11 protein-coding genes are annotated in these 21,086 nt (G+C 76.3%); 3 read left to right on the forward strand and 8 right to left on the reverse strand.

Annotated features, from left to right (window positions below):
- Window positions 1-160 precede the first annotated feature (160 nt).
- On the forward strand, window positions 161-1,099 hold the full coding sequence (locus ACFTWP_RS02515) for a transglycosylase SLT domain-containing protein (RefSeq protein ID WP_380261824.1): 939 nt from the start codon (window positions 161-163) through the stop codon (window positions 1,097-1,099).
- A 108-nt stretch (window positions 1,100-1,207) separates the two neighbouring features.
- Here the strand turns inward: ACFTWP_RS02515 and ACFTWP_RS02520 are convergent, their stop codons facing one another.
- Window positions 1,208-3,055 (reverse strand): hypothetical protein, encoded by a 1,848-nt coding sequence (locus ACFTWP_RS02520; RefSeq protein WP_380261826.1) that lies wholly within the window; start codon window positions 3,053-3,055, stop codon window positions 1,208-1,210.
- Window positions 3,056-3,343: 288 nt separating this feature from the next.
- Window positions 3,344-4,903 carry a lipase maturation factor family protein gene (locus ACFTWP_RS02525; RefSeq protein ID WP_380261828.1) on the reverse strand — a complete coding sequence of 520 codons (1,560 nt, stop codon included), beginning with the start codon at window positions 4,901-4,903 and terminating at the stop codon, window positions 3,344-3,346.
- A gap of 285 nt (window positions 4,904-5,188) precedes the next feature.
- On the opposite strand from ACFTWP_RS02525, the gene ACFTWP_RS02530 reads away from it, so the two are divergent.
- Complete coding sequence (locus ACFTWP_RS02530) at window positions 5,189-6,274, forward strand: inositol-3-phosphate synthase (protein WP_380261830.1); 1,086 nt, start codon at window positions 5,189-5,191, stop codon at window positions 6,272-6,274.
- Window positions 6,275-6,324: 50 nt separating this feature from the next.
- Here ACFTWP_RS02530 and ACFTWP_RS02535 read toward each other — a convergent pair whose 3' ends face one another.
- Entirely contained in the window at window positions 6,325-6,666 is a 342-nt protein-coding gene (locus ACFTWP_RS02535) for a winged helix-turn-helix transcriptional regulator (RefSeq protein WP_380261832.1), read from the reverse strand.
- A 171-nt stretch (window positions 6,667-6,837) separates the two neighbouring features.
- Between ACFTWP_RS02535 and ACFTWP_RS02540 the strand changes: the two genes are divergently transcribed.
- A complete protein-coding gene (locus ACFTWP_RS02540) occupies window positions 6,838-7,809 on the forward strand; it encodes an NADP-dependent oxidoreductase (protein WP_380261834.1) in 972 nt (323 codons plus the stop codon).
- A gap of 78 nt (window positions 7,810-7,887) precedes the next feature.
- Here ACFTWP_RS02540 and ACFTWP_RS02545 read toward each other — a convergent pair whose 3' ends face one another.
- The 5 genes from ACFTWP_RS02545 to ACFTWP_RS02565 are packed head-to-tail and all read right to left on the reverse strand — an operon-like array spanning window position 7,888 to window position 21,005.
- A complete protein-coding gene (locus tag ACFTWP_RS02545) occupies window positions 7,888-9,996 on the reverse strand; it encodes a hypothetical protein (RefSeq protein ID WP_380261836.1) in 2,109 nt (702 codons plus the stop codon).
- On the reverse strand, window positions 9,993-13,874 hold the full coding sequence (locus ACFTWP_RS02550) for a DUF5682 family protein (RefSeq protein WP_380261838.1): 3,882 nt from the start codon (window positions 13,872-13,874) through the stop codon (window positions 9,993-9,995). The genes ACFTWP_RS02545 and ACFTWP_RS02550 overlap by 4 nt, the downstream gene beginning before the upstream one ends.
- A gap of 5 nt (window positions 13,875-13,879) precedes the next feature.
- Window positions 13,880-15,049, reverse strand: coding sequence for an AAA family ATPase (locus ACFTWP_RS02555; protein WP_380261840.1), 1,170 nt, complete (start codon window positions 15,047-15,049; stop codon window positions 13,880-13,882).
- Window positions 15,046-20,148: a hypothetical protein gene (locus ACFTWP_RS02560; protein ID WP_380261842.1), complete on the reverse strand. Its 5,103-nt coding sequence runs from the start codon at window positions 20,146-20,148 to the stop codon at window positions 15,046-15,048. Before ACFTWP_RS02560 ends, ACFTWP_RS02555 begins: the two co-directional genes overlap by 4 nt.
- Window positions 20,145-21,005, reverse strand: a complete 861-nt coding sequence (locus tag ACFTWP_RS02565; RefSeq protein ID WP_380261844.1) for a DUF4132 domain-containing protein — start codon at window positions 21,003-21,005, stop codon at window positions 20,145-20,147. Before ACFTWP_RS02565 ends, ACFTWP_RS02560 begins: the two co-directional genes overlap by 4 nt.
- Between the last annotated feature and the right edge of the window lie 81 nt (window positions 21,006-21,086).

A 21,086-nucleotide genomic window follows, 5' to 3' on the forward strand; every position in this document is an offset into this window, starting at 1 on the left:
TCCTGACCGGAAGGGGCCCGGCGCGGTAGGCGGGTCCTGCTCGCGGACCGTCAGATCGCACACCGTAGGATGACGCTTCTTTCGACAGCGGTTCGTCAACGGGGGGTTGTTCCACATGCGGTTGAGGTCTGCGCGAAGGGCGACGGTACTGGTCGCGGCCGTGACCGTGTCCACGGCACTGCTCACGTCCTGCGGCACGAAGCCGCACCAGAACGCGGGCGGCCCGGCCACTCCCGGGGCGACGGCCACCGAATCGGCGGCCCCGAGCGGCACGCCGTCCCCGGCACCCAGCGACAGCGGCACCCCCAGCCCCTCGGCCACCCCGTCGGGCTCCCCCTCGGCCAAGGCCGGCACCGCGGCCCCGAGCAGGAGCGCGACCGCGAAGCCCACGGCGACGCCCACCGCCAAGCCCGCCCCGCAGGCGGCCCCCGCCGCACCGGCGCCCGCGCCGGTCGCCAAGCCCGGCCCCGCGGCCCCGCCGCCGCCGGCCCCCGCCGCTCCCCACGTCCCGCCGCTGCAGAGCTCCTGCAAGCCGACCTACCCGCGGCCGAACGAGCCGCGGGCCGCGGTAGGCGCGGCCCTGACCGCCGCGGCCGGCCAGTCCCGGGTGCTGAACCTGAGCAACGGCGGCACCGACAAGATGCCGCCGCTGCCGACGAGCCTGGTCAAGGCGATCGCCTGGCAGGAGAGCGGCTGGCAGTCCGGCATCCTCGCCTGCGACGGCGGCATCGGGACCATGCAGGTCATGCCGGCCACCGTCACCTGGATGAACGGCAAGTTCGCCGCCAAGTCGGACCCGGAGACGCTGGAGGGCAACGTCCAGCTCGGCACCCAGCTGCTCGACTGGCTCGTCGCGTACTACGGCGACTCCGGCTTCGGCGGCAAGTACGACCTCGGCCCGGACCCGGTCACCGGCAAGACCCCGCTGCTCGACCTGGTGATCGCCGCCTACAACGCGGGCGCCGGCAACGTGCACTACAACACCGTCACCGACCCGGTCACCAACACCACCACCGGCAGCCTCGTCATCCCCAACCCCGGCTACGTCGCCAACGTCAAGGCCCTGATGACCAGCGCACCCTGGAACGCGGCCGGCTGACGGGCGCCCCCGCGCGCACCACGCCAGCGGAAAGCACGACAGCACGAGAGCCCGGCGGACGGATCCGCCGGGCTCCCGCGTGCCACCGGTGCCCCGGTGGCACCGACCTCAGCTACGGGCCTCGGAAACCGCCGTACCCAGGGCCTCCTTGATCCGGGGGCCGAGCCGGGCGAAGCCGAACTCCTTCATGGCAGCGCGGAGCAGTTCCTCGTCCGTCCGCTCCACCGCGTCGCCGTCGATCCAGCGCACGACGGCGAGCAGCTCGGCGGCACTGTAGGCCGTGACGGGCTTGCCGGGCGTGAAGTCCGGCTTCTTGGGACGACGCGTACGCGTGGCGGCCTTGGCCGACTCGTCCACCGGGGCAGCGGCCTCGGCGACCTCGACGACCTCGACCGCGGGGGCAACCTCGACGACCTCGACCGCGGCAGACTCGGTCTCGACCGCCTCGACCTCGACCGCGGCCTCGACGAGCGCGAGCTCGACGGACTCGACCTCGACATCGGCTTCGACCGTGTCGGCCTCCACCTCGACGACCTCGGTCCCAACGGCCGCCAGCTCGACGACCTCGACCTCAGCAACCTCAGCCTCAGCCGCCTCGACCTCAGCAACCTCGACCTCGGCGTCGGCCTCAGCGGCTTCGACGTCGACGGCCTCGGGCTCAGCAACCTCGGCCTCAGCCTCGGCGACCTCGACCTGTGCGACCTCGACCTCAGCGGCTTCGACCTCGACGACCTCGACGGCCTCGACGGCCTCGGGCTCAGCAACCTCGGCCTCAGCCTCAGCGACCTCGACCTCAGACACCTCGACCTCAGTCACCTCGACCTCGGCGACCTCGACGACCAGCGCCGCATCCTCCGACGCGGGCGCCGGGATGACGATCGCGGCCTCCGTCGCCACGGCGGCGGGCGCCTCGACGTCAGCGACGTCGACCTCGACCTCGACCTCCTCAGCAGCCGTCTCGGCCACCGTCTCGGTCTGCGTCTCGACCGCCGTCTCCGCCTGGCCGTCGCGCTGGCCGCCGGCCAGGGCCTGGCGGGCGGCGTCGGCGCCGCCGATGTGGCGCTGGTAGGCGGCGTCGGCGGCGCGGCGGTCGGCGCGGGCCGCCGTCAGCTCGGTGAGGAGCTCGGCGAGGCCGTTCTCCTCCAGGGTGGCCCGCAGGGTGCGGATGGTGGGCAGGCGGTAGAGGGTCCCCTCGTCGTCGGCGAGGCGCTCGACCAGGCCGGTGAGCTCCTCGAAGGTCAGCGTGTCCAGGTCGCGGGCCGGCAGCAGGCGGGCGAGTTCGGCGAGCCCGGCGTTGATGGCTTCGAAGGCCTGCGCCGTGGCCTCGACCAGGGCGCCGTCGGCCGGCGGGACGGGGCGGGCGCCCTCGGGGGCGAAGACCGCCCACGCGCGGCGCTCGACCTCGGCCGCGGCCAGGGCCTCGTGCAGTTCCTCGCGGCGGAGCCGGCCGGTCGCGAGGGTCTGGGCCTGCTTGCGCAGGGCCCTGGCGCGGAGCCAGGAGAGCCTGACCCCCCGCTCGCGGCGCCAGGCGCCGCCGGCGGTGGCGGCCGTGAGGGCGTCGAGGTCGCTCTCGTAGGCGGCTCCGTCCAGGGTGGTGGAGGTGCGGTGGACGCGCTGCAGCAGCTCGACCAGGAGGGCCGCCTTGGCGACGGTGCCGGGCTCCTCGAGTCCGGCGTCGGTGGCCAGGCCGGCGACCGACTCCCAGGTCTGCTGCAGGTCACGGCCCCGCAGTTCGGCGAGGACGGTGGAGGCGGCGCGGGCGTCCTCCGGGGTGGCTACGGTGTCGACGGCCTCGTACCAGGCGTGGGTGTCGGCACTGAGGGTGAAGGCTCCCAGGTCGGCGTACTTGCCGAGGTCCGCCCTGGGGTCGGTTTCGGTGGTGCCGTCCTGGGCGGGGGCCTCGTCCAGGTCCGATACGTCGGCTACGTCGGCGTTGCTCGAGTGAAGCACTGTCATGTGAAATCCGGTTCCTGGCAGGGCGACTACGGCGGGGACTGGCGGAGAAGGCGACCGGCGGCGGGCGGCCGCGGCGGGTCGGGCGTTGGTCGCGGCGGGCAGCCGGTGTGGACGCCCAGAATACGGGTGCCCGTTCGAGGCTTGCACGCACCCACCGTCCGACGGGCCGATGTGGCGTCCCGGACCCCTCTACCGGCCCCTTTGCCGCTCCCCCGGCCGGTCCCCACCCGCCCGGGCGGCCCGTCCGGCCCGGGGCGGTGACGTCGGTCCGCGCGGGCCCGTCCGCGCTCACCGCGGCGGCCGGGGTCGGGGCTGCCCGGGGCGTCGCAGCCGACGTCCGGGCAGGTGCAGCGGCACCGTCCGCAGCGCGCGCGGACGGGTGGTGGGGCCGCCGGGCGGGCGGTGGTGGCCGGCCCCGCCGAGGCTCTCGCGGTCGACCGGTCCGAGGAACTCGCGGAGTTCCGTCCGGTGCCACCAGGCTCCGGTGGCGCGCAGTTCGCGGGGTTCGGTGAACCGGTAGAGGTACAGCACGGCCCGGACGTGGGTGGGTGGTGCGGCGGGGAACGGGTTGACGCGCAGCAGCCGGAGGGTGTCCCGGTCGTTCTCCAACAGCCGGGCGACGAAGGGCAGGAACCAGGGCCGGGCGTACTCGGGTGAGATGCCGGCGAACCACATCAGCCAGTCCAGGCGCAGGTGGTAGGGCGCGAACTGACGCGGGAGGCGCCGGACTTCGCCCGGTTTACCCCGGAATCCGTACTCCTTCCAGACGGTGTCCGGGGTGACCTCGGGCTCGTCGGTGCCCTGGACGCTCACCTCCTGGCGAAGCCGGTTGACGCTGCCGAAGGCCCCGTAGGTGTTCACCAGGTGGATCCGGTTGAAGGAGCGGTTCATGACCTGGCGGCGGGACAGCAGGTTGCGCGCGGGCCAGTAGCTGAGCACGGCGACCAGCGCCGTCATCGCGATCACCAGGCCCTCGAACCAGCCCGGTCCGGGGCCGTAATCGGGCGGCACGGGCAGCGGGAGCAGGCCGTCGAGGCGGGTGGCGTCGACGGCGGAGAGCGCGAGGGCGATGGTCAGCCAGTTCAGCCAGGCGAAGTTGCCGGAGGCCACCAGCCAGAGCTGGGTCACCACGATGACCGCGGCCGCCAGGCTCGCGACCGGTTGCGGCAGGAAGAGGCAGACGGGCACCAGGAGCTGGGTGACGTGGTTCGCGGCCACCTCGACCCGGTGCAGCGGATCGGGCAGGTGGTGGAAGAACCAGCTCAGCGGGCCCGGCATCGGCTGGGTCTCGTGGTGGTAGCGCAGGCAGGTCAGGTCCCGCCAGCAGCTGTCGCCGCGCAGTTTGATCAGTCCCGCGCCGAACTCCACCCGGAACACCAGCCAGCGCAGCAGCCAGAGGGTCAGCACCGGCGGCGCGACGTCGTCGTTGCCGAGGAAGGCCATCAGGAAGCCCGTCTCCAGCAGCAGTGACTCCCAGCCGAAGGAGTACCAGGTCTGGCCGACGTTGACGATGGACAGGTAGAGCACCCAGAGCGCCGCCCAGAGCAGCATCGACGCCCAGAGCGGCACCAGGTCGGCCAGGCCGGCGGCGACGGCGGCGGACAGCGCGCAGCCCGTCCAGGAGACGGTGGCGAACAGGCGGTCGGAGTAGCGGAGCTGGAACAGGCCGGGAGCCTGGCGGAAGGTGACCCGGGCGAGGAAGCGCGGCACCGGCAGCATCCCGTGCTCGCCGATCAGGGCCCGGAACTGCCGCGCGGCGGCGAGGAAGCCGAGCAGGTAGACGCCGGCCGTCAGCCGCTGGACGAGCATCCGGCCCAGCCAGTACTCGGGCGCCGCGAACCAGTGCATGCCGGGCCGCTCCCAGGGCGTCGGTCGATTCCGGGCCCCATGCCTACCACCTGCGCGGACGGCGGTCGGCCCGCCCGCCGGGCCCGGCCGCCGCGGTTCACCCGATCGGGCCGCGCGGTGGACCGCCGGACCGGCGGACCGGCGGACGGCAGTCGGCAGTCGGCCCCGGGCGCCGCCCGGCGGATATTTACGGGGACCTGACAGTGCGTCGGGGTACGGTCGCCGACGATCTCGGGCGACGGCCGCACCGGACCGGGCCGGACGCACCACCGACAGGGGGAATTCGTGAGCACGGTGAACGTGGGCATCGTCGGAGTCGGCAACTGCGCCTCCTCCCTGGTGCAGGGGGTCGAGTTCTACGGAGCGGAGGGCGCCGACCCGGCCGGGCTGCCGAACCCGGTCTGCGCCGGGTACTCCGTCGCCGACGTCCGGTTCACCTCGGCCTTCGACGTCGACTCCTGCAAGACCGGCCGCGACCTCTCCGAGGCGATCTGGGCCGGGCCCAACAACGCGCGCCGCTTCGCCGACGTGCCGTGGCTCGGTGTGCCGGTGACCGAGGGCTTCCTGGGCGACGGCGTGGGGCGCACCACGGCCGACCGGATCGACGCCCGGGGCTCGGCCTCCGCCGCGGAGATCGCCGCCCGGCTGACCGACAGCGGGACGCAGGTACTGGTCAACTTCCTCCCGGTGGGCAGCCCTCGGGCCACCGAGCGGTACGCCGAGGCGGCCCTGCTGGCCGGGTGCGCCTTCGTCAACTGCATGCCCGCGGAGATCGCCCGCTCACCGCACTGGGCGGAGCGCTTCCGGCGGGCCGGGCTGCCGCTGGTGGGCGACGACCTGAGGAGCCAGTTCGGATCGACCCTGGTGCACCACGCGCTGCTGGACGCCCTCGCCCGCAACGGCGTGCGCCTGCGGAGCACCTACCAGCTCAACAACGGCGGCAACATGGACTTCCTCGCCATGCAGGACCCGGAGCGGCTGAGGAGCAAGCAGCAGACCAAGGCGCAGGGCATGGCGGGCGGTTCGGGGGCGGAGGGCTCGGGAGCGGGCGCTCTCCCGGCCGCGGCCGTGCACGTCGGCGCCGAGTACATCCCGTTCCTGGAGGACCGCAAGGTCGCCTTCATCCGACTGGAGGCGGCGGCCTTCGGGGGCACCCCGCTGGAGATCGAGCTGCGGATGACCGTGGACGACTCGCCCAGCGCCGCCGGCAACGTGCTGGACGCCGTCCGGTACGCGAAGTTCGCGCTTGAGCAGGGGATCTCCGGCGTCTTCGATCCGGTGTCCGCCCTGCTGATGAAGGCGGCGCCCCGGCCGATGACCGGGGACGCCGCCCTCGCCGAACTGCACGCCCTCACCGGCGGACCCGTCTGACCGGCGGCCGGTGCGGGAGGCCGGGCGAGCGCGGTGGTCGGCGCGGACGGTCAGCGCGACACCGGGACGGGCTCCGCGCCGACCTGCTCGTCGTACTCCTGGCGGGCCGCGACCACCGTCGACAGGTTGGCCTCGGCCCAGACGTTGATCTGGCCGATCAGGCCGCTCACGCTGTGGCCGAGGCCGGTCAGCTCGTACTCCACCCGCGGCGGGATGGTGGGGTAGACCGTGCGGGAGACCAGGCCGTCGCGCTCCAGACCGCGCAGGGTCTGGGTCAGGCTCTTCTGGGTGATGCCGTCCGCGCGCCGCAGCAGCACGCCGAAGCGCATCGGTCCGTCCTCCAAGGCTCCGAGGACGAGGAAGCTCCACTTGTTGGCCAGGAGCTGGAGCACCGAACGTGAGGCGCATTCCCGCAGGTAGACATCGGCGACTCGGCGTCCTGCCAGCTCAGAAGTAGTATCCACAAGGTACCTATATACCTTCAAGGTGCCTTCTTCACAAGGGATACCGGCTCCAGCAGGATGGTGATCACAGCCGCTCACCACCTTGAAAGAGGCCCTGCCATGTCGGTTCACACCACCGCCCGCACCTCCGCCGCGCAGATGAACGCCATCACCCAGCAGACCCTCGGCGGCCCGGAGGTGCTGGAGAGCGTCGTCACCGCCCGCCCGCTGCCCGGCCCGGGCGAAGTCCTGGTCAGGGTGCACGCGGCGGGCGTGAATCCGGTCGACCTGGCCGTCCGGGCCGGGTACTTCCCACTGCTCGGCGAGCCACCCTTCTCGCTCGGCTGGGACGTCGCCGGGACCGTCGAGGGCGTCGGCGAGGGCGTCACCCGCTTCGCCGCCGGCGACGAGGTGTTCGGCATGCCGGGCTTCCCGCAGGCCGGCAACGCCTACGCCGAGTACGTCGCGGCGCCCGCCGAACAGTTCGAGCGCCGGCCGGAGACGCTGCCGGTGGCCGAGGCCGGCGCGCTGGCGCTCTCCGGGCTGACCGCCTACCAGGCCCTGGTCGGGATCGCCCGGGTGAGCCCCGGCCAGCGGGTCCTGGTCCACGCCGCCGCCGGCGGCGTCGGCCACCTCGCCGTCCAGATCGCCAAGTCGCTCGGCGCGTACGTCATCGGGACGGCTCGGGCGGAGAAGCACACCATCCTGAAGCAGCTGGGCGCGGACGAGCTGATCGACTACAGCCTGACCGACTTCACCGGCGCGGTGGGCGAGGTGGACGTGGTCCTCGACCTGGTCGGCGGCGAGTACGCCCGGCGCTCGGCGGGCGTGCTGCGACCGGGCGGGCTGATCGTCAGCACCATCGACCACGACCCGGGGCTGACGCCGGAGGAGGCCCTGGAGCTGGGCGTGCGCTTCGAGCCGGTGATCGTCCACCAGTCGCCGGAGGACCTCGCGGCCCTGCGCCGGCTGGCCGAGTCCCGGGCCCTGCGGGTGCATGTCGCCCTGACCCTGCCGCTGGCGGAGGTCGGGCGGGCGCACCGGATCAGCGCCGAGCGGGCCGTCACGGGCAAGCTCGTGCTGATCCCGTGACGCGCGGTCGGCGAGGCCCGGGAGGGGGACGGCGGGGTGCCGGCGCCCCGCCGTCCCCCTCCCGGGCGTCGCGGCGGCTCAGACGCCGGCCCCCCGCGACCAGGCGGCCGTGCACAGTGCGGCGGCCAGCTCCTCCCCGTAGCAGGAGGCCGCGAGCCAGGCCTCGGTGAACCCGCGGTGGTCGTCGGCGAGCACCCGACCGAACACGTCCCGTCGCTGGTCGGTGGCGCTCTCCCGGAGCCCGTCCAGCAGCCGGGCGGCGGTCGCGAGCCCCACCGCCCGCAGCCGGCCGCCGTCCGCCGCGGCGGAGTCCGGGCCGGCCAGGGCGAGGGCACGGCGGCCACCGGTGACGGCCTGCTCGACCCGGCGGGTCAGCAGGTGGACCGGCGCCTCGACCAGGGCAGGATCGCCCCCGGACGCCACCGAAGCGAGCGAGCCGGGCGGGGCGAGCGAGCTCGCGTCCGCACCGGTGGGCAGGTCCGCACCGGTGGGCAGGTCCGCGCGCTGCAGCCGTTCCAGGCCCAGGTTGACCCTGCCGGCCATGTCGGCGGCGAGCACCAGCGTCCCGCCCTCCCCCGGGTGCCCGTCAGCGGGGTGCCCGTCAGCCGGGTGCCCGGCGGCCGACGCACCGGTGGGCGCGGGACCGGCCGCGAGCAGCCGCAGCTGCGGGCGGGCGGCGCGCTCCAGACGCCCGATCACCCGCAGCCGCAGGCCCGGACGGCCGGCCAGCAGGGCGAGGTTGGCCCGGTGGGCGAGGTCGGGGTGGTCGTGGGCCGGCCGCAGCGTCACCGTCACGCCCTCGCAGCGGGCCAGCGGCTGCGGGCCGGCCGGGCCCCCGTCGTCGGCGACACCCAGCAGGGTGACGTCCAGGAAGAGCAGGTCGCCGCCGGCCGGCCGGCCGTCCTGCGGGAGGGTCGCCCAGGCCAGCGCCCGGGCGACCTGGTCGGCGACCGGCTCGGCCCAGAGCCGGGCGAGCGGCTCGTCCGTCCAGGACGCACCGGCGGCCCGGACCGCGCGCACCTTGGCCCCCGCACCGAGCCGGCCGGTGGCCGAGCGGGTGGCGCCCTGCACGGAGAGGCCGGCCCGGGTGAACTCGCGGTGGCTCAGCACCGCGTCCCCCAGCCGCACCGCGCGGCCGCCCGCGGCCAGCGCCTGTGGGGCCGCCGTGGCCGGGTCCTGGTGCGGCATGATCTCCGCGACGGTACTGAGCCGCCCGGCGCCGTCCACCGCCCAGCTGAGCACCCCCGCGTGGGTGGCGGTGAGCACCGGCTCGGCGAACAGCCCGTACAGGCGCAGGCCGCCGGCGTCCTCGTACGCCTGGCGGGCGGTACCGCGCAGCCCGGCCAGGGCGGCGGGCGTGAGTGCGGCGGCGGCCGGGGAGCCCAGGGCGGTCGCGAGCTCCAGCAGTTCGCGCAGCGCGGCGGTCAGGTCGGCGAGCCGGTGGTCCGGCGCGCCGGAGCGGGCGGCACGCAGCCGGGTGGCCACCGCGACGGCCGCCGCGGCCGGCCGGTGCAGACCACTGATCCGGGCCTGGTGACCGGCCCGCAGCAGCTCGGCCTGGAGCACCCCACCGGCGCCGCTCACCCCCGCCGCCAGCGCGGCGGCCGCACAGTGCTGCAGCCGCTCGGCGGCGGCCGCCTCGGCGGGGGTCAGGGGTGCGGCGGGGGGCGGGGGTACGGCGGGTGCGCCGGGGGCCGGGACCGTGCCGGGCTCCGTGGCGGGGCCGGTGTCGCTCGCGTCGGGCGTGTCGAGGGTGTCGGACACGTCGAGGGCACCAGGCACGTCGAGGGAGTCGTCGAGGGAATCGGCGAGCGGGGTCGCGGTGACGGCCGCCGCGCGGTGCAGGCAGGCGGGGGCCAGCAGGCAGCCGCAGCGGACGTCCGCCGCCGTCCGGACGACGCCCCCGGGAGCGTGCAGGACCAGCCGGACGTCCTCGTCGACGTCGATCAGCCAGTCGTCCCCGGCCCTGGTCACCGGTCGCCCGGCGAGTTTGGCCGCGGCGCCGTCGAGCCGCTTCTGCAGTCGGGGCGAGAGCGCGGCCACCACCTCGGCGACCACCTCCGGCCGTACCGCCGGCAACGCGGAGGCGGTCGGATCCGGGGCGGCCGGGTTGGGGGCGGCCGGACCGGTGGGAGCCGGATCGGTCACGCTCCGGTCGGCCGCGCTCTGTTCGGTCGTCGGACTCATCGGATCTTCTCCCCCACCCAGCGGGCCAGTTCCAGCGGGCTGAGCGCCGCCACGGGCATGCCGGCCGCGACCAGCTGCCCGGCCACCGCCTTCGAGTACCGGGCCTTGCCGGCGTCGTCCAGGGCCGCACAGCCCAGCAGGTGGCAGCCCGCGCCGACCAGGGCGCGGGTCCGCGCGAGCAGGCCGCCGACCGGGTAGCCCTCCTCGAAGTCGCTGATCACCGCCACCAGGGTGCGCGAGGGCACCGTCACCAGGCTCTGCGCGTAGCGCAGCCCCGCCGCGATGTGCGTACCGCCGCCGACCCTCACCTCCAGCAGCAGGCCCAGCGGGTCGTCCACGCGTTCGGTGAGATCGACGATCTCGGTCGAGAACGCGACGAAGTGCGTGCTCAGCGAGGGCACCCCGGCCAGGATCGAGGCGGTCAGCGCCGCCCAGACGGTGGAGGCCTCCATCGAGCCGGAGACGTCGACCACCAGGATCAGCCGCCAGTCGGCCGCCTTCCGCGCCCTGGTCCGGAACACCGGCCGTTCGGGGACGATCAGCGTGCCGCCGTCGGGGCCCGGGCGGGCGGTGGCGAGGTTGGCGCGGATCGTCCGGTGCAGGTCGAGGCCGCCGCCGGGGCGGCTGCTCGGGCGGGGCACGGAGATACCCGTCAGCGCCGGGCGCAGCTTGGTCGCCAGCTCGCGGGTCAGCTCCTCGACCAGCCGCCGCACCAGCGGGCGCAGCGCGGCGAGCCGGGCCTCGGGCAGGCCGCCGGCGTGCTCCAGGACGGTACGCAGCAGGTCGACGGAGGGCCGGACGGCGTCCGGGTCGATCGCGCCGAGGGCGTCGGTGCGCCCGTGTTCGGCGGCGGCGGCGAGCACCTCCTCGCGGATGCCGGGGCCGAACAGGGCCGCCAGGTCCTCGGACCATTCACGGATGCCCGGGTAGGGGGCCTCCCGCCCGCCGCCGCGGCCCGAGGCGGTGTCCGGACCGGAGCCTTCGCCGCGACCGGTGCCGTACAGCTCGTCGAGGGCGGTGGCCAGCCGGGCGGAGCGGCCGGTGAGCCCCCGGCTGCCCGGGCGTCCGAGCAGCAGCCGCCACCGGTCGGCGGGCGGCAGCTCGGACGGCGCAGCGGACGAGGCGGCAGGCGACGCGGCGGCCGGCGCCGGGGCGTCGAAGGTGGTGGGACGAGTGGGTGTCCCGGCCGATTCGGGCCCCGGCACCGGCACCGGCGTCGGCACCGGCACCGGCCCCGGGCCGAGCAGCCCGCGGGCCTGCAGGGCTCGCCGGGCGGCGAGGTCGGCGCGGGTCCAGGCGGCGAGCAGGGCCGGATCGAGGGTCTCCGGCAGGGCGTCGACGCGCTCGCCCAGGCGCTCCTCGACCATCGCGATCAGCCGGTCGCGGGCGGCCGGGCTGAGGGTGTCGAAGCCGCCGCGCAGGGCGGGCAGCCGGTCCAGGAACGCGGTGTCGGGGAGGGCGGTGACCCGCTCCAGCAGGGGCTCCAGCACGGCGGGCGCGCCGGCCAGCAGGCCTTCGGCGGCGCTCAGCAGGCCGGTGAGCGCCCGGGCCAGGGAGCGTCTGGCGTCCTGGTCGGTGGCGCCGTCGATCCAGGAGGCGACGCGGTCGCCGAAGGCCGCCGGCTCCTCCTGGCCGAGCAGCACCCGGACGGCCCCGGCGGCGCCCCGGATCAGCGGGGTGCCGTCGGTGGCCAGCCCGGCGATCGTGTGGGCGAGCCGGATGCCGCCGGACTCGTCGGCCCGGCGGGCCAGTTCGAGCAGGGCGCGGGCGTCGGCGGGGTCGTCGGAACCGCCCAGGCCCTCCAACTGCCGGACGGCCGCGACGGTCAGCAGCTCCGCCATCGACGCGATGGCCTCCGGGCGCTCCGCCTCCGGTTCGAACCCGGCGACGTGCCCGGCGGCCAGGCGGTCCAGCAGGCCGAGCGCGTCGAGCAGTTCGGGCAGGGTGCCGGTGGCGGGCAGCAGCTCGGCGAGCTGGGCGAGCCGGACGTCGACCAGGCCGGGCAGCCCGCAGGCCGCCGCGTCGGCGAGGCCCCGGACGGTCTGCCGGGCGGTCGTCCCCTCGCCCTCGGCCTCCCGACGCAGCCGCTCGCGCAGCGCGCCCTCGGCGGCCTGGGCCGGAGTGACGCCGCGCATCCCGGCGACGGTGAGCATCGCGGCGACGGCCGGGGTCCAGTGGACGCGCCAGCGGGTGCCGAGCGCCTCCGTCCCGCCGGCCCCGGCGGTGGCGACGCTCTCCCCGTACGGAACGCCGCAGGCCGCCAGGCGGTGCAGCAGCAGTTCACGGCGGCGGTCGAGGGCCGAGCGCAGCGGGTCCAGCCGCAGTTCGCGGGGCCCGCTCCCGTCGGCGGAGCGGGCGGAGCCCGTGCGCGGACCGGCGATGGTGGTGGCTTCGGAGGTGTCGGCCGGGCCGGGCAGGCCCAGCTCCGCCAGCAGGGTCTCGACGGCGGGTGCCAGACCGCTGCGCGGAGCGGCCGGCGTGGGGCGCCCGGTGCGGGTGCCGACCAGGACCTGTTCGAGGGCGGCGGCCACGGCGCGGCCACGGCCCAGCGGTTCGCCCTGGGCCAGGGCGCTCTGGACGGCCTCGACGAGCTCGCCGCGCCCGGGGCCGGGCAGGCCGCGCAGCCGCGCGAGGTCCCCCGCGAGGCGGACGATCTCGCGGCCGTCGGCGGGCCCGGCGGGATGGTCCTGGCCGCGCAGGGCCTCGCAGATCCGGACGGCGGCCAGGGTGAGGGCCTCGGCCAGCCGGGCCGGGTCGCCGCCCGCGTCGAGGACGGCGTGCTGCCACTCGGGATCGCGGATGCCGGCCGGGTAGCCGGAGCGGGCGTCGAGCAGGGGGTAGGTGTACGGGATCAGTGAGACGACGTGCCCGTGGTCCGGCCCGTCGGTGCGCTCCGCCTGCCGTCCCTGCGGGTCGGCAGGGTCGGCAGGGTCCGAAGTACCGGCAGGGTCCGCCGGGCCCGGGGCCTGCGGTGCGTGCGCGGTGCCCGGCTGCCCGGCCGCACCGGCCAGTGCCGGCGCGTGGAAGGCGCCGATCACGGCGGCCACCCTGCGCCCGCCGGCGGCTGCCTCGGCGATCCGCTCCCGCATCCAGGCCTCCCGGCGGAGGTCGTACGGGTCGACGCCGGGCGCCGGCGACGGCTGCCCGGCGCCCGCGCGCGCGGCGTCCCCGCCGTCGCCCCCGCCGTCCTCCCACTCGTCGGCCCGCCCGTCGTCCCCTTCGGCGTCCCGGCGCAGGGCCCAGCCGACCAGCAGTGCGGCCCGGCGGACCGCCTCCGGGGTGGAGCCCGGTGCGGCCGTCTCGACCAGGCGGTCCCACAGGTCCTCGTCGGCGCGGCCGGTGAGCCGGGCGCGCAGGGCGTCGGCCACGCCGGGGCCGCTCTCCGGCGCGCCTGCCCGCCGGTACTCCCCGCGGTGGGCGAGTGGCAGGTCGCAGGCGACGGCCGGGACCCCGTGGCGGGCCGCCCAGCGCAGCGCGGCCAGCTCGGGGGAGAAGTCGGCGAACGGGTAGAAGGCGGGGCCCGTGGCCTCCTCGCCGCCGCCGGCCGGTGCGGCGGCCAGCGCGACGGGGGCCCGGGTGGCCTCGTCGGCCAGCCAGCCCAGCCAGGGCTGGAACTCGGCGGGCAGCTCGACCAGCAGGACGTCCGGCCGGGCCGCGTCCAGCAGGGCCGGCACCACGGCGGCGATCGACGGCGCGTGGTGGCGCACGCCGATCAGGTAGGGCCCGGGGCGGTCCACCCCGGAGGAGGCCAGCCGGGCGACCCGGGCCTCGACGAGGGCGCGGGCGTCGCCCGCCGGGCCGGCGGGCTGCGCAACCTCGACCGCCGTGCCCGTGACCGGCGTACCCGGGTCCGGCGTACCGATGACTGCCGTGCTCATCGCGGTCAGTCCTCCAGCGCCGGGCGCAGGTCCCACAGGGTCCGCCAGGTGGCGGCGCCCTGCTCGGCCCGGCGGCGCACCGGGCCGTCCCAGTAGCCGAGCAGCCGGGCGGCGTCGGCCGGGTCGTCCTTGCGGACCACGCCGATCAGCTGGCCGGGCAGCCGGTCGAGGATGTCACCGGTGCCCGGCAGGTAGGCGGCCGAGACGCCGAGCGCGGTGGCCACCGAGACGGCCTCGGCGGTGCTCATCACCGTCGAGGGCCGCTCGACGTCCCAGCCCTCGGTGGAGCGACCGGTGCGCAGGTCGCGGAAGGCCGTGACCAGGGCCTCCAGCACCGCGTCGTCCACGGCGTAGGCGGCGCCGGCCCGGGCGACGGCGGCGGTGGACTGCCGGCGCACCAGCTCGACCTCGGCCGCGAGGCTGCCGATCGGGCCGACCGTCTCGAAGTTGAACCGGCGCTTGAGGGCGGCGGACATCTCCGAGACGCCCTTGTCCCGCAGGTTCGCAGTCGCGATCAGGGTGAACCCGGCGGCGGCGTGCAGCTGCCCGTCCGCCGTCCCGGCCAGTTCGGGTACGGCGATCCGGCGTTCGGACAGCAGCGAGACCAGGGCGTCCTGCACCTCGGGCAGGCAGCGGGTGACCTCCTCGACCCGGGCGACGGCGCCGGAGGTCATCGCGGTCAGCACCGGGGACGGCACCAGGGCCTCCCGGCTCGGGCCCTTCGCCAGCAGCAGCGCGTAGTTCCAGCCGTACTTGAGCTGGTCCTCGGTGGTGCCGGCGGTGCCCTGGACGGTCAGGGCGCTGGTGCCGCAGACGGCGGCGGCGAGCAGTTCGGACAGCATCGACTTGGCGGTTCCCGGCTCGCCGACCAGCAGCAGACCGCGCTCGCCGGCGAGCGTGACCACGCAGCGCTCGACCAGCGAGCGCTCGCCGACGAACTTCTGCTCGATCGCCAGGCTCCGGCGGCCGGCCTTCAGCTTCTCGCCGTCGCTGCCCATCACGAAGGTGACGACGGCGCGCGGGGTGAGCCGCCAGCCGGGCGGGCGGGGGCCGCCGTCGTGGGCGGCGAGGAACTCCAGCTCGGCGGCGAACCTCTCCTCCGGCGGGACGACCTGACGGTCGACGGGGACGGTGGTGGTCGTACCCGTGGTGGCGGTTTCGGTGGTGGTGCTCATCGGCGGCCCTTCTTGCGCTTGCTGGTCTGGAGTTCTTCGTAGCCGGGGGTGTCCCCGTCGCGGACGCGCTGCCAGGCGCGGGCGAACAGCTCGGGGACGGGCAGGTGCGGCAGCACCGCGTGGCCGGACGGCAGCTGGTAGAGGCCGGACTTCCAGGTCTCCACCGGCAGGCCGGGCGCCTTGGCCTCCTGCCAGCCGCCCGGCAGGAACAGGCTGCGGCCGGCCCGGGCCCGCTTGGCCTCCAGCACCAGGGTGGTGGCGGCCAGCTCGGCGCGGGCCCGCTTCAGCCGGGCGGGCTTCCAGCCCGTCCAGCGGGCGACGTTGCGGTCCGTGGGGTCGGGCAGGGCGAGCAGTTGGAGGTAGAGCGCGGCGGCGTCCTCGCCGAGGCCGAGCGCCGCGGCCGCCTCGGTGACCAGGGCCGGCACGCTGAGCTGCGGGTCCTGCGCCCAGCCCGGTGCCGCGGCGGTGCCGTCCGTCACCAGCCGGTGCAGGTCGTCGCCGAGGACGGCCTGCAGGGCCGGGCCCTCGGTCTGGAACCAGTAGCCGCCGGAGAGGCCGCCGATCAGCTCGAACACCGGGTCGTCGGCGCCGCTCAGCCCGGTCGGCCGCAGGTAGGCCGCCTCGACGGCCCGGCCGGGGGCGAGCACCAGGGCGTCCCCGCAGGGGACCAGCCCGTCGGTGCCCGCGCCGCCCTGCTCGGGCAGCCCGGCGTGGGCGCGCAGCACGGGCGCCAGCGGCTCGCCCTTGACGGTGTGCGTCAGGTCGTAGTCGAGCAGGAGTCCGGGGTCGGCGATCCGGCTCCGGAGCGCCGCCAGGGCGACCGGCAGCAGCGGGCGCAGCCCGTCCCCGTACGGCAGCTGGTAGGCGAGCCAGCGCAGGGCGTCGACGGCGCCGGAGATCTCGTTGCGGCCGGGCACCGCGCCGGGGTCGTCCGCGGTGAGCTGCTTCTCGGTGCTGTGCTCGACCGTGCGCAGCCGCTGCCGGGTGGTGCGGGAGAGCCAGGCGGTGCGCCCGGGGTTGAGCATCGCCTCGACGGCCTCGATGGTGGTGCCGCTGACGGTGGCCTGGGCGGTCTCGGGCAGGGTGACGATCCGTCCGATCCGGCGCAGCCACTCCTCGGCTCCGGCGGCGGCGTCGGGGCCCTCGCTCCACAGCCGGGCGGGGTCGGCGGGCAGCAGCGCCGTCCAGACGGCGTGCAGGTCCTCGCCGGGCAGCGCGCGGAGCCAGTTGCGGGCGGCCGCGGCCTCGCCGGCCTTGAGGCCGAACTCCTTGAGCAGCTCGGTGCCCAGGAAGGCGCCGTACCACTGGAAGAGTCCGGGCGGGGCGCTGAGCAGGAGCGCGGCCCGGCTGCGGCCGATGCCGGTGGCCTCGCCGAACGCCACGGCCGGCTCGGGCTGCCAGCGGAACCCGCCGTGCTCGCCCAGCAGTGCGGTGAAGCCGGTGACCCAGTCGGCCGTGACCGGCTCCCGGAGGCGGCGTTCCCGGTGGACGCCGAAACGGGCGACCGGTCCGAAGTCGCCGGACGGGTCGTGGTCCAGCGCCAGCCAGTGCACCTGCTCCTTGTCGTGGCCGTGGCAGGCGAGGATGACGACCGTGCGGGCGCCGTGGCGCAGCACCTGCCCGGCCCGCTTGGTGTGGCCCTCGCGCTTGCGGGCGGGGTCGGCGGGCTCGCTGAGGGTGACCTCGCGCAGGGCGGCGGACCGGCCGGCGAGGCCGCCGCGGGTCAGCTCGGTGAGCAGCAGGGCGAGCGAGGCGCGGGCCGCCGGCGTGGTGGCAGGCCCGGCGGCCGCGAGGGCCAGCGGGCCGAGTTTGCCGAGCAGTTGGACCCAGCCGTGGTAGGAGCTGTCGCCGGCCAGGGTGAGCGGCTCGGGGTCGGTGCTCCAGCCGTCGGCCGCGGTCGGGCCGGTGCCGGCCGGCTGCGGCGCCGTCCCGGCCGGACCGGTGGCGGCGAGCAGGTCGGTGACCGTCCGCAGGTTCGCCAGGACGTGCCAGGAGTTGCCGCCGCCCCAGGAGTTGCCGAAGCCGCTGACGCCGGGGAGCACCGCCGCGACGGCGTCGCGGAGCTCGTGGTCGCGCCCGTGCTCGGGGCGGTAGGGCTGGGCGGCCGGCTTGGCGCCGGGCTTGGTCCGCGGCTCGGCCTCGGGCTGCGGGACGAAGCGGGCGACCCGGTCGAGGGTGTCGGTGGCGATCCGGGCCAGGCCCGCGACGCCGGCGGCGAGCAGCGGGTGCCCGATCTCGGGGAGGACGGCGCCGACGGCCTCGGTCGGCAGGCCCGAGCGGGCGCGCTTCTCGGTGGCGAGCGGGCGCCGCACGCCCTGGACGGTGAGCCAGCGCTGGTCCTCCGCGGGGACGGGCTCGCGGTTCACCGGCCAGGCGGCGTCGATGAGTTCGGCCGCCAGGGCGTCGGTGACCAGGCGCAGGGCCTTGGAGGACTGCTCGTCGCGCGGGCGCAGGGCGTGCCAGTGGTCGAGCGGCGGGACGAGCGCGGTGCCGGCCGCGGCGAGGCCGCCGGGCTTGCCGGGCTTGAGCTCGGCGGTCCGCTCGGCGGGGCTCCCGGTGCCGCCGGGGAGGTTGAGCGACAGACCGCCGGACTCCTCGACGAGCAGCACCTCGCCCTCGGCGGGCAGCCGCAGCAGGCCGACCGGCGGTCGGGTGAGCCGGGTGCCCTGCCGGGGCAGCACGGTGGTGCGGCCGTCCGGGCCGGTGAGGGTGAGCCGGTCGGCGGTGGCGTGGATCCAACCGCCGAGGACCGTGCCGTCGGTGCCGAGCGGGGTGTCCTCCAGGCCGGGCTGCATCGGGAGCAGCCGCGAGTGGCCGGGCTGCAGTTCGCCGGCCTCCGCCGGGGCGGCGGCGAACAGCGGCGGCAGCGAGTCGCGGCCGGCGCTGCCGGTGGCCGGGTCGTACTCGGTCAGGGCGGTCCGGCCGGCGGTACGGCGCAGGGTCCAGTAGCCGGTGCCGTCGCCGAACACCTGCTGCTCGACGGGCAGTCGGCTGTCGCCGGCGTGCAGCGCCCGGCCGCCGCTGGCCCGGCCGCCGCCGGGCACCGGGACGGAGGCGGGCGCGAGGTTGCCGCCGCCGTTGTAGTAGCCGGAGATCCACTCGCCTTCGAGGTGGAGGATCTCGGTGGGCCGGTTGGACCAGTAGGCGCGCTGCTTGCCGTCGTGGTACCAGACGACGAGCAACTCGCCGTCGGCGTGGCGGAAGCGGGGGCGCTGCCAGTGGTCGAGCTTGTCCGGGATCCGCAGGTCGTGCTCCAGCAGGACGCCCTGCGGGCCGACCACCACGGCCTTGTCGGCACGGCTGAGGATCAGGTGGGGCCAGGCGTTGTCGATCAGCAGGCCGTCCGAGCTCTCCTTGCCCTTGGGCAGGCCGGGGTTGGCGCTCTCGGCCACGCCGAGGCGGCGCAGGCCCTCGTCGAGGGCGGGCCAGCCGAGCTCGTCGGCGATGCCGGTGCGCAGGGCGCGGCCGAGCAGCGCGGCGACGTCCAGGCCGGCGATCCGCTCGGCGGCGCGCGGGTTGGCCGCCATCACGGCCTCGCGGTGCTGGCGCAGGGCGAGCAGCAGGTTCTGGGCGCCGGCCAGGCCGGGGGCGGCGAGGAGCTCGTCGGCGCGGTCGTCGGCCCATTCGACGAACAGCTCGCGCAGCACGGGTGCGCCGGCCATCACCTTGCCGGCCTCGGTGCCGGTGCGGCTGGTCCAGACGCCGGGGGTGGCGGCCTTGAGGGCGGGGCGCAGCCGCGGGTCGGCGGCGACGGCGGCGAGGTCGCGGCGGCCGGGGCCGCCGGCGCTCACCCAGGTCCCGAGGTCGAAGCCCAGGTCCTCGGGCGGCGCGGCGACGGGCACCCGCTCGGCGAGGAGCAGGTCGAGCAGGTTGAGTTCGATCGCGCTGCGGCGGCGACGGCCGCCGAGGATGTCGACGGGTACTCCGTCGGCGCGCAGCCGCTGCGCCATCCGCCCGGCCAGTTCGACGGTGGCCGGGCAGGACTCGCGGCCGCGCCAGCCGCGGGCGAGGTGGGCGGACCAGCGCTGCAGCCAGGCTGCGGCGGGCTCCGCGCCGTCGGGGCGGGGGCCGGTGAGGAGCTGTTCGGCGCCGCTCTCGGCGAGGACGGCGAGCCAGGCGCGGTCACCGTCCCCCTTGTCCTCGCTGCCGCCGGAGTTGGGCAGGATCTCCAGCAGGCGGGCGCGGACGCTCTCGTCGCGCCCGGCGAGGGCGATCAGGGTGCCGTGCCAGGACTTCCAGAAGGCGCCGGGGGCGCGGTCGACGGCGGGTGAGGCGAGGAGCTCGGCCAGCAGCGCCTGTTCGCAGTCGTCGCGGTCGAGGCCGGCGGCCCGGATCAGCGCGCGGGCGTCCTCGGCGACGCCGGCGTAGGGGGCCATGCCGGCCGCCGAGCGCTCGGCGCAGAGCTGGCGGAAGCGCAGCCAGGCCGTCTCGGGGTCGAGCCGGGCGGCGAGCTCCTTGACGTACTGGCGCAGGGCCTTGACGGTGAGCGCGCCGGCCAGCGCGAACTCCAGGAAGACCGCGCGCAGGCGCTCCTCGTCGACCGCCAGGCCGTGGGTGCGCTCGGCCTCGCGGGCCTTGCCGAAGAAGGTGCCGGCGTAGGTCTGGTTGCCGTGGGCGAGGAAGATCCGGCCGACCTCCTCGCAGTAGGTCGGCAGGAACTGCGGCACCGCGCGGCCGAGCCGGACGGCGAGCGCCTCGAAGCCGTCCTTGGCGTTGCCCGGCTTGGACCTGGCCTGCCGGGCGAGCCGCTCCATCTCCTTGACCAGGGCGAGCGCGTGGTGGCCGTTGGCCGGGTCGTGGACGAGCGCCCAGGCGGGGAAGCCCAGCGCCTCCTGGCGGACCTCGCCGACCTCGACCGGGCCGGCGGCCGGGGCGAGGCCGAGGAAGTCGGCGGCGAGGTCCTCGGCCGGGCCGAGCATCGCGGGGACCAGGCGCACCACGCGCCGCTCCCCGAGGGCGGGGTGGGCGTAGCCGCGGGCGGTGAGGACGTCCGCCGCACTGCCGGGGCGACCGGCCCCGGGCAGGGTCCCGACCGGGAGCACTCCCCCGGCGTCGAGCAGCCGCTCGGCGCGGCCGGTGTCCATCTGATCGGCGCTCATGCCGACTCCTCCCCCTCGATCGTGCGCCCGGCGTACAGCCCGGCTGCCATCCGCATGCCCTCCGACCAGGCCACCGGCCCGACCTCGCCGACCGGCAGCACCTTGCCGTCGGCGCCCGTCCAGCTCAGCGAGCCGGTCTCACAGGCGTCGTACTCGTAGTAGTCGCCGACCCAGAGCCGGGCCTCCAGCGTCACGCCGGCCTCGACGACCGGGACGACGGCGCAGCCGCCGCGCACCCGGTAGCCCAGGCGCGCGCAGCGGCCGAGCAGTTCGCGCAGCTCCTTGTAGCGGCCGCCGGCGTAGGTGTCGACGTGGGTGGCGGTCGGGTCCTGGCCCGGCGGGCGCTGCCACACCTCGCGGTAGAGCTGCTGGACCTGCTGGGAGACGCCGAGCTCGACGGCGAACTCCCGCAGGTCGTCCAGGTCCTCCAGGAGCACCGGGTGCGGGATGCGGATCTCGGTGGCGGTCAGCCGGACGGTGTCGCCGTCCAGGTCGACCAGCCCGAGGCCGCGGTCGGCGTCGGCGCCGCGCAGGAACCCGGCGACCGCGCCGTCCGGGCCGGTCACCACGAGGTCGCGCAGCACCTCCTGCCAGGCCTCGTCGGCCCAGACGGCGGTGACGACGGCGGCCGGCACCGGCAGCGAGCGGACCATCCAGCGCTCGACGTCCTCCTGGCAGCGGGCCCGATGGGCGGTCAGCCACTCGGTGAGCTGCCGCAGCCCGGTGACCACCGGGTCGTCGGCCAGTTTGGACGGGACGCTCTTCAGCAGGCGTCCGGTCGCATTGCGGCAGATCACCTTCCCGTCGGCGTCCAGCGCGACTTCATAGCCGCCCGCCCCCGCTTGAACCCATGCCACGGCCGCGCTCCTCCCAGCTGCTGGTGTGTGATGGGAGGAACGTAACGGGCCCTACTGACAGCGGGCCGGGCGGGCCGGGGT

This window comes from Kitasatospora sp. NPDC057015 (genome assembly GCF_042673745.1).
GTDB lineage: Bacteria > Actinomycetota > Actinomycetes > Streptomycetales > Streptomycetaceae > Kitasatospora.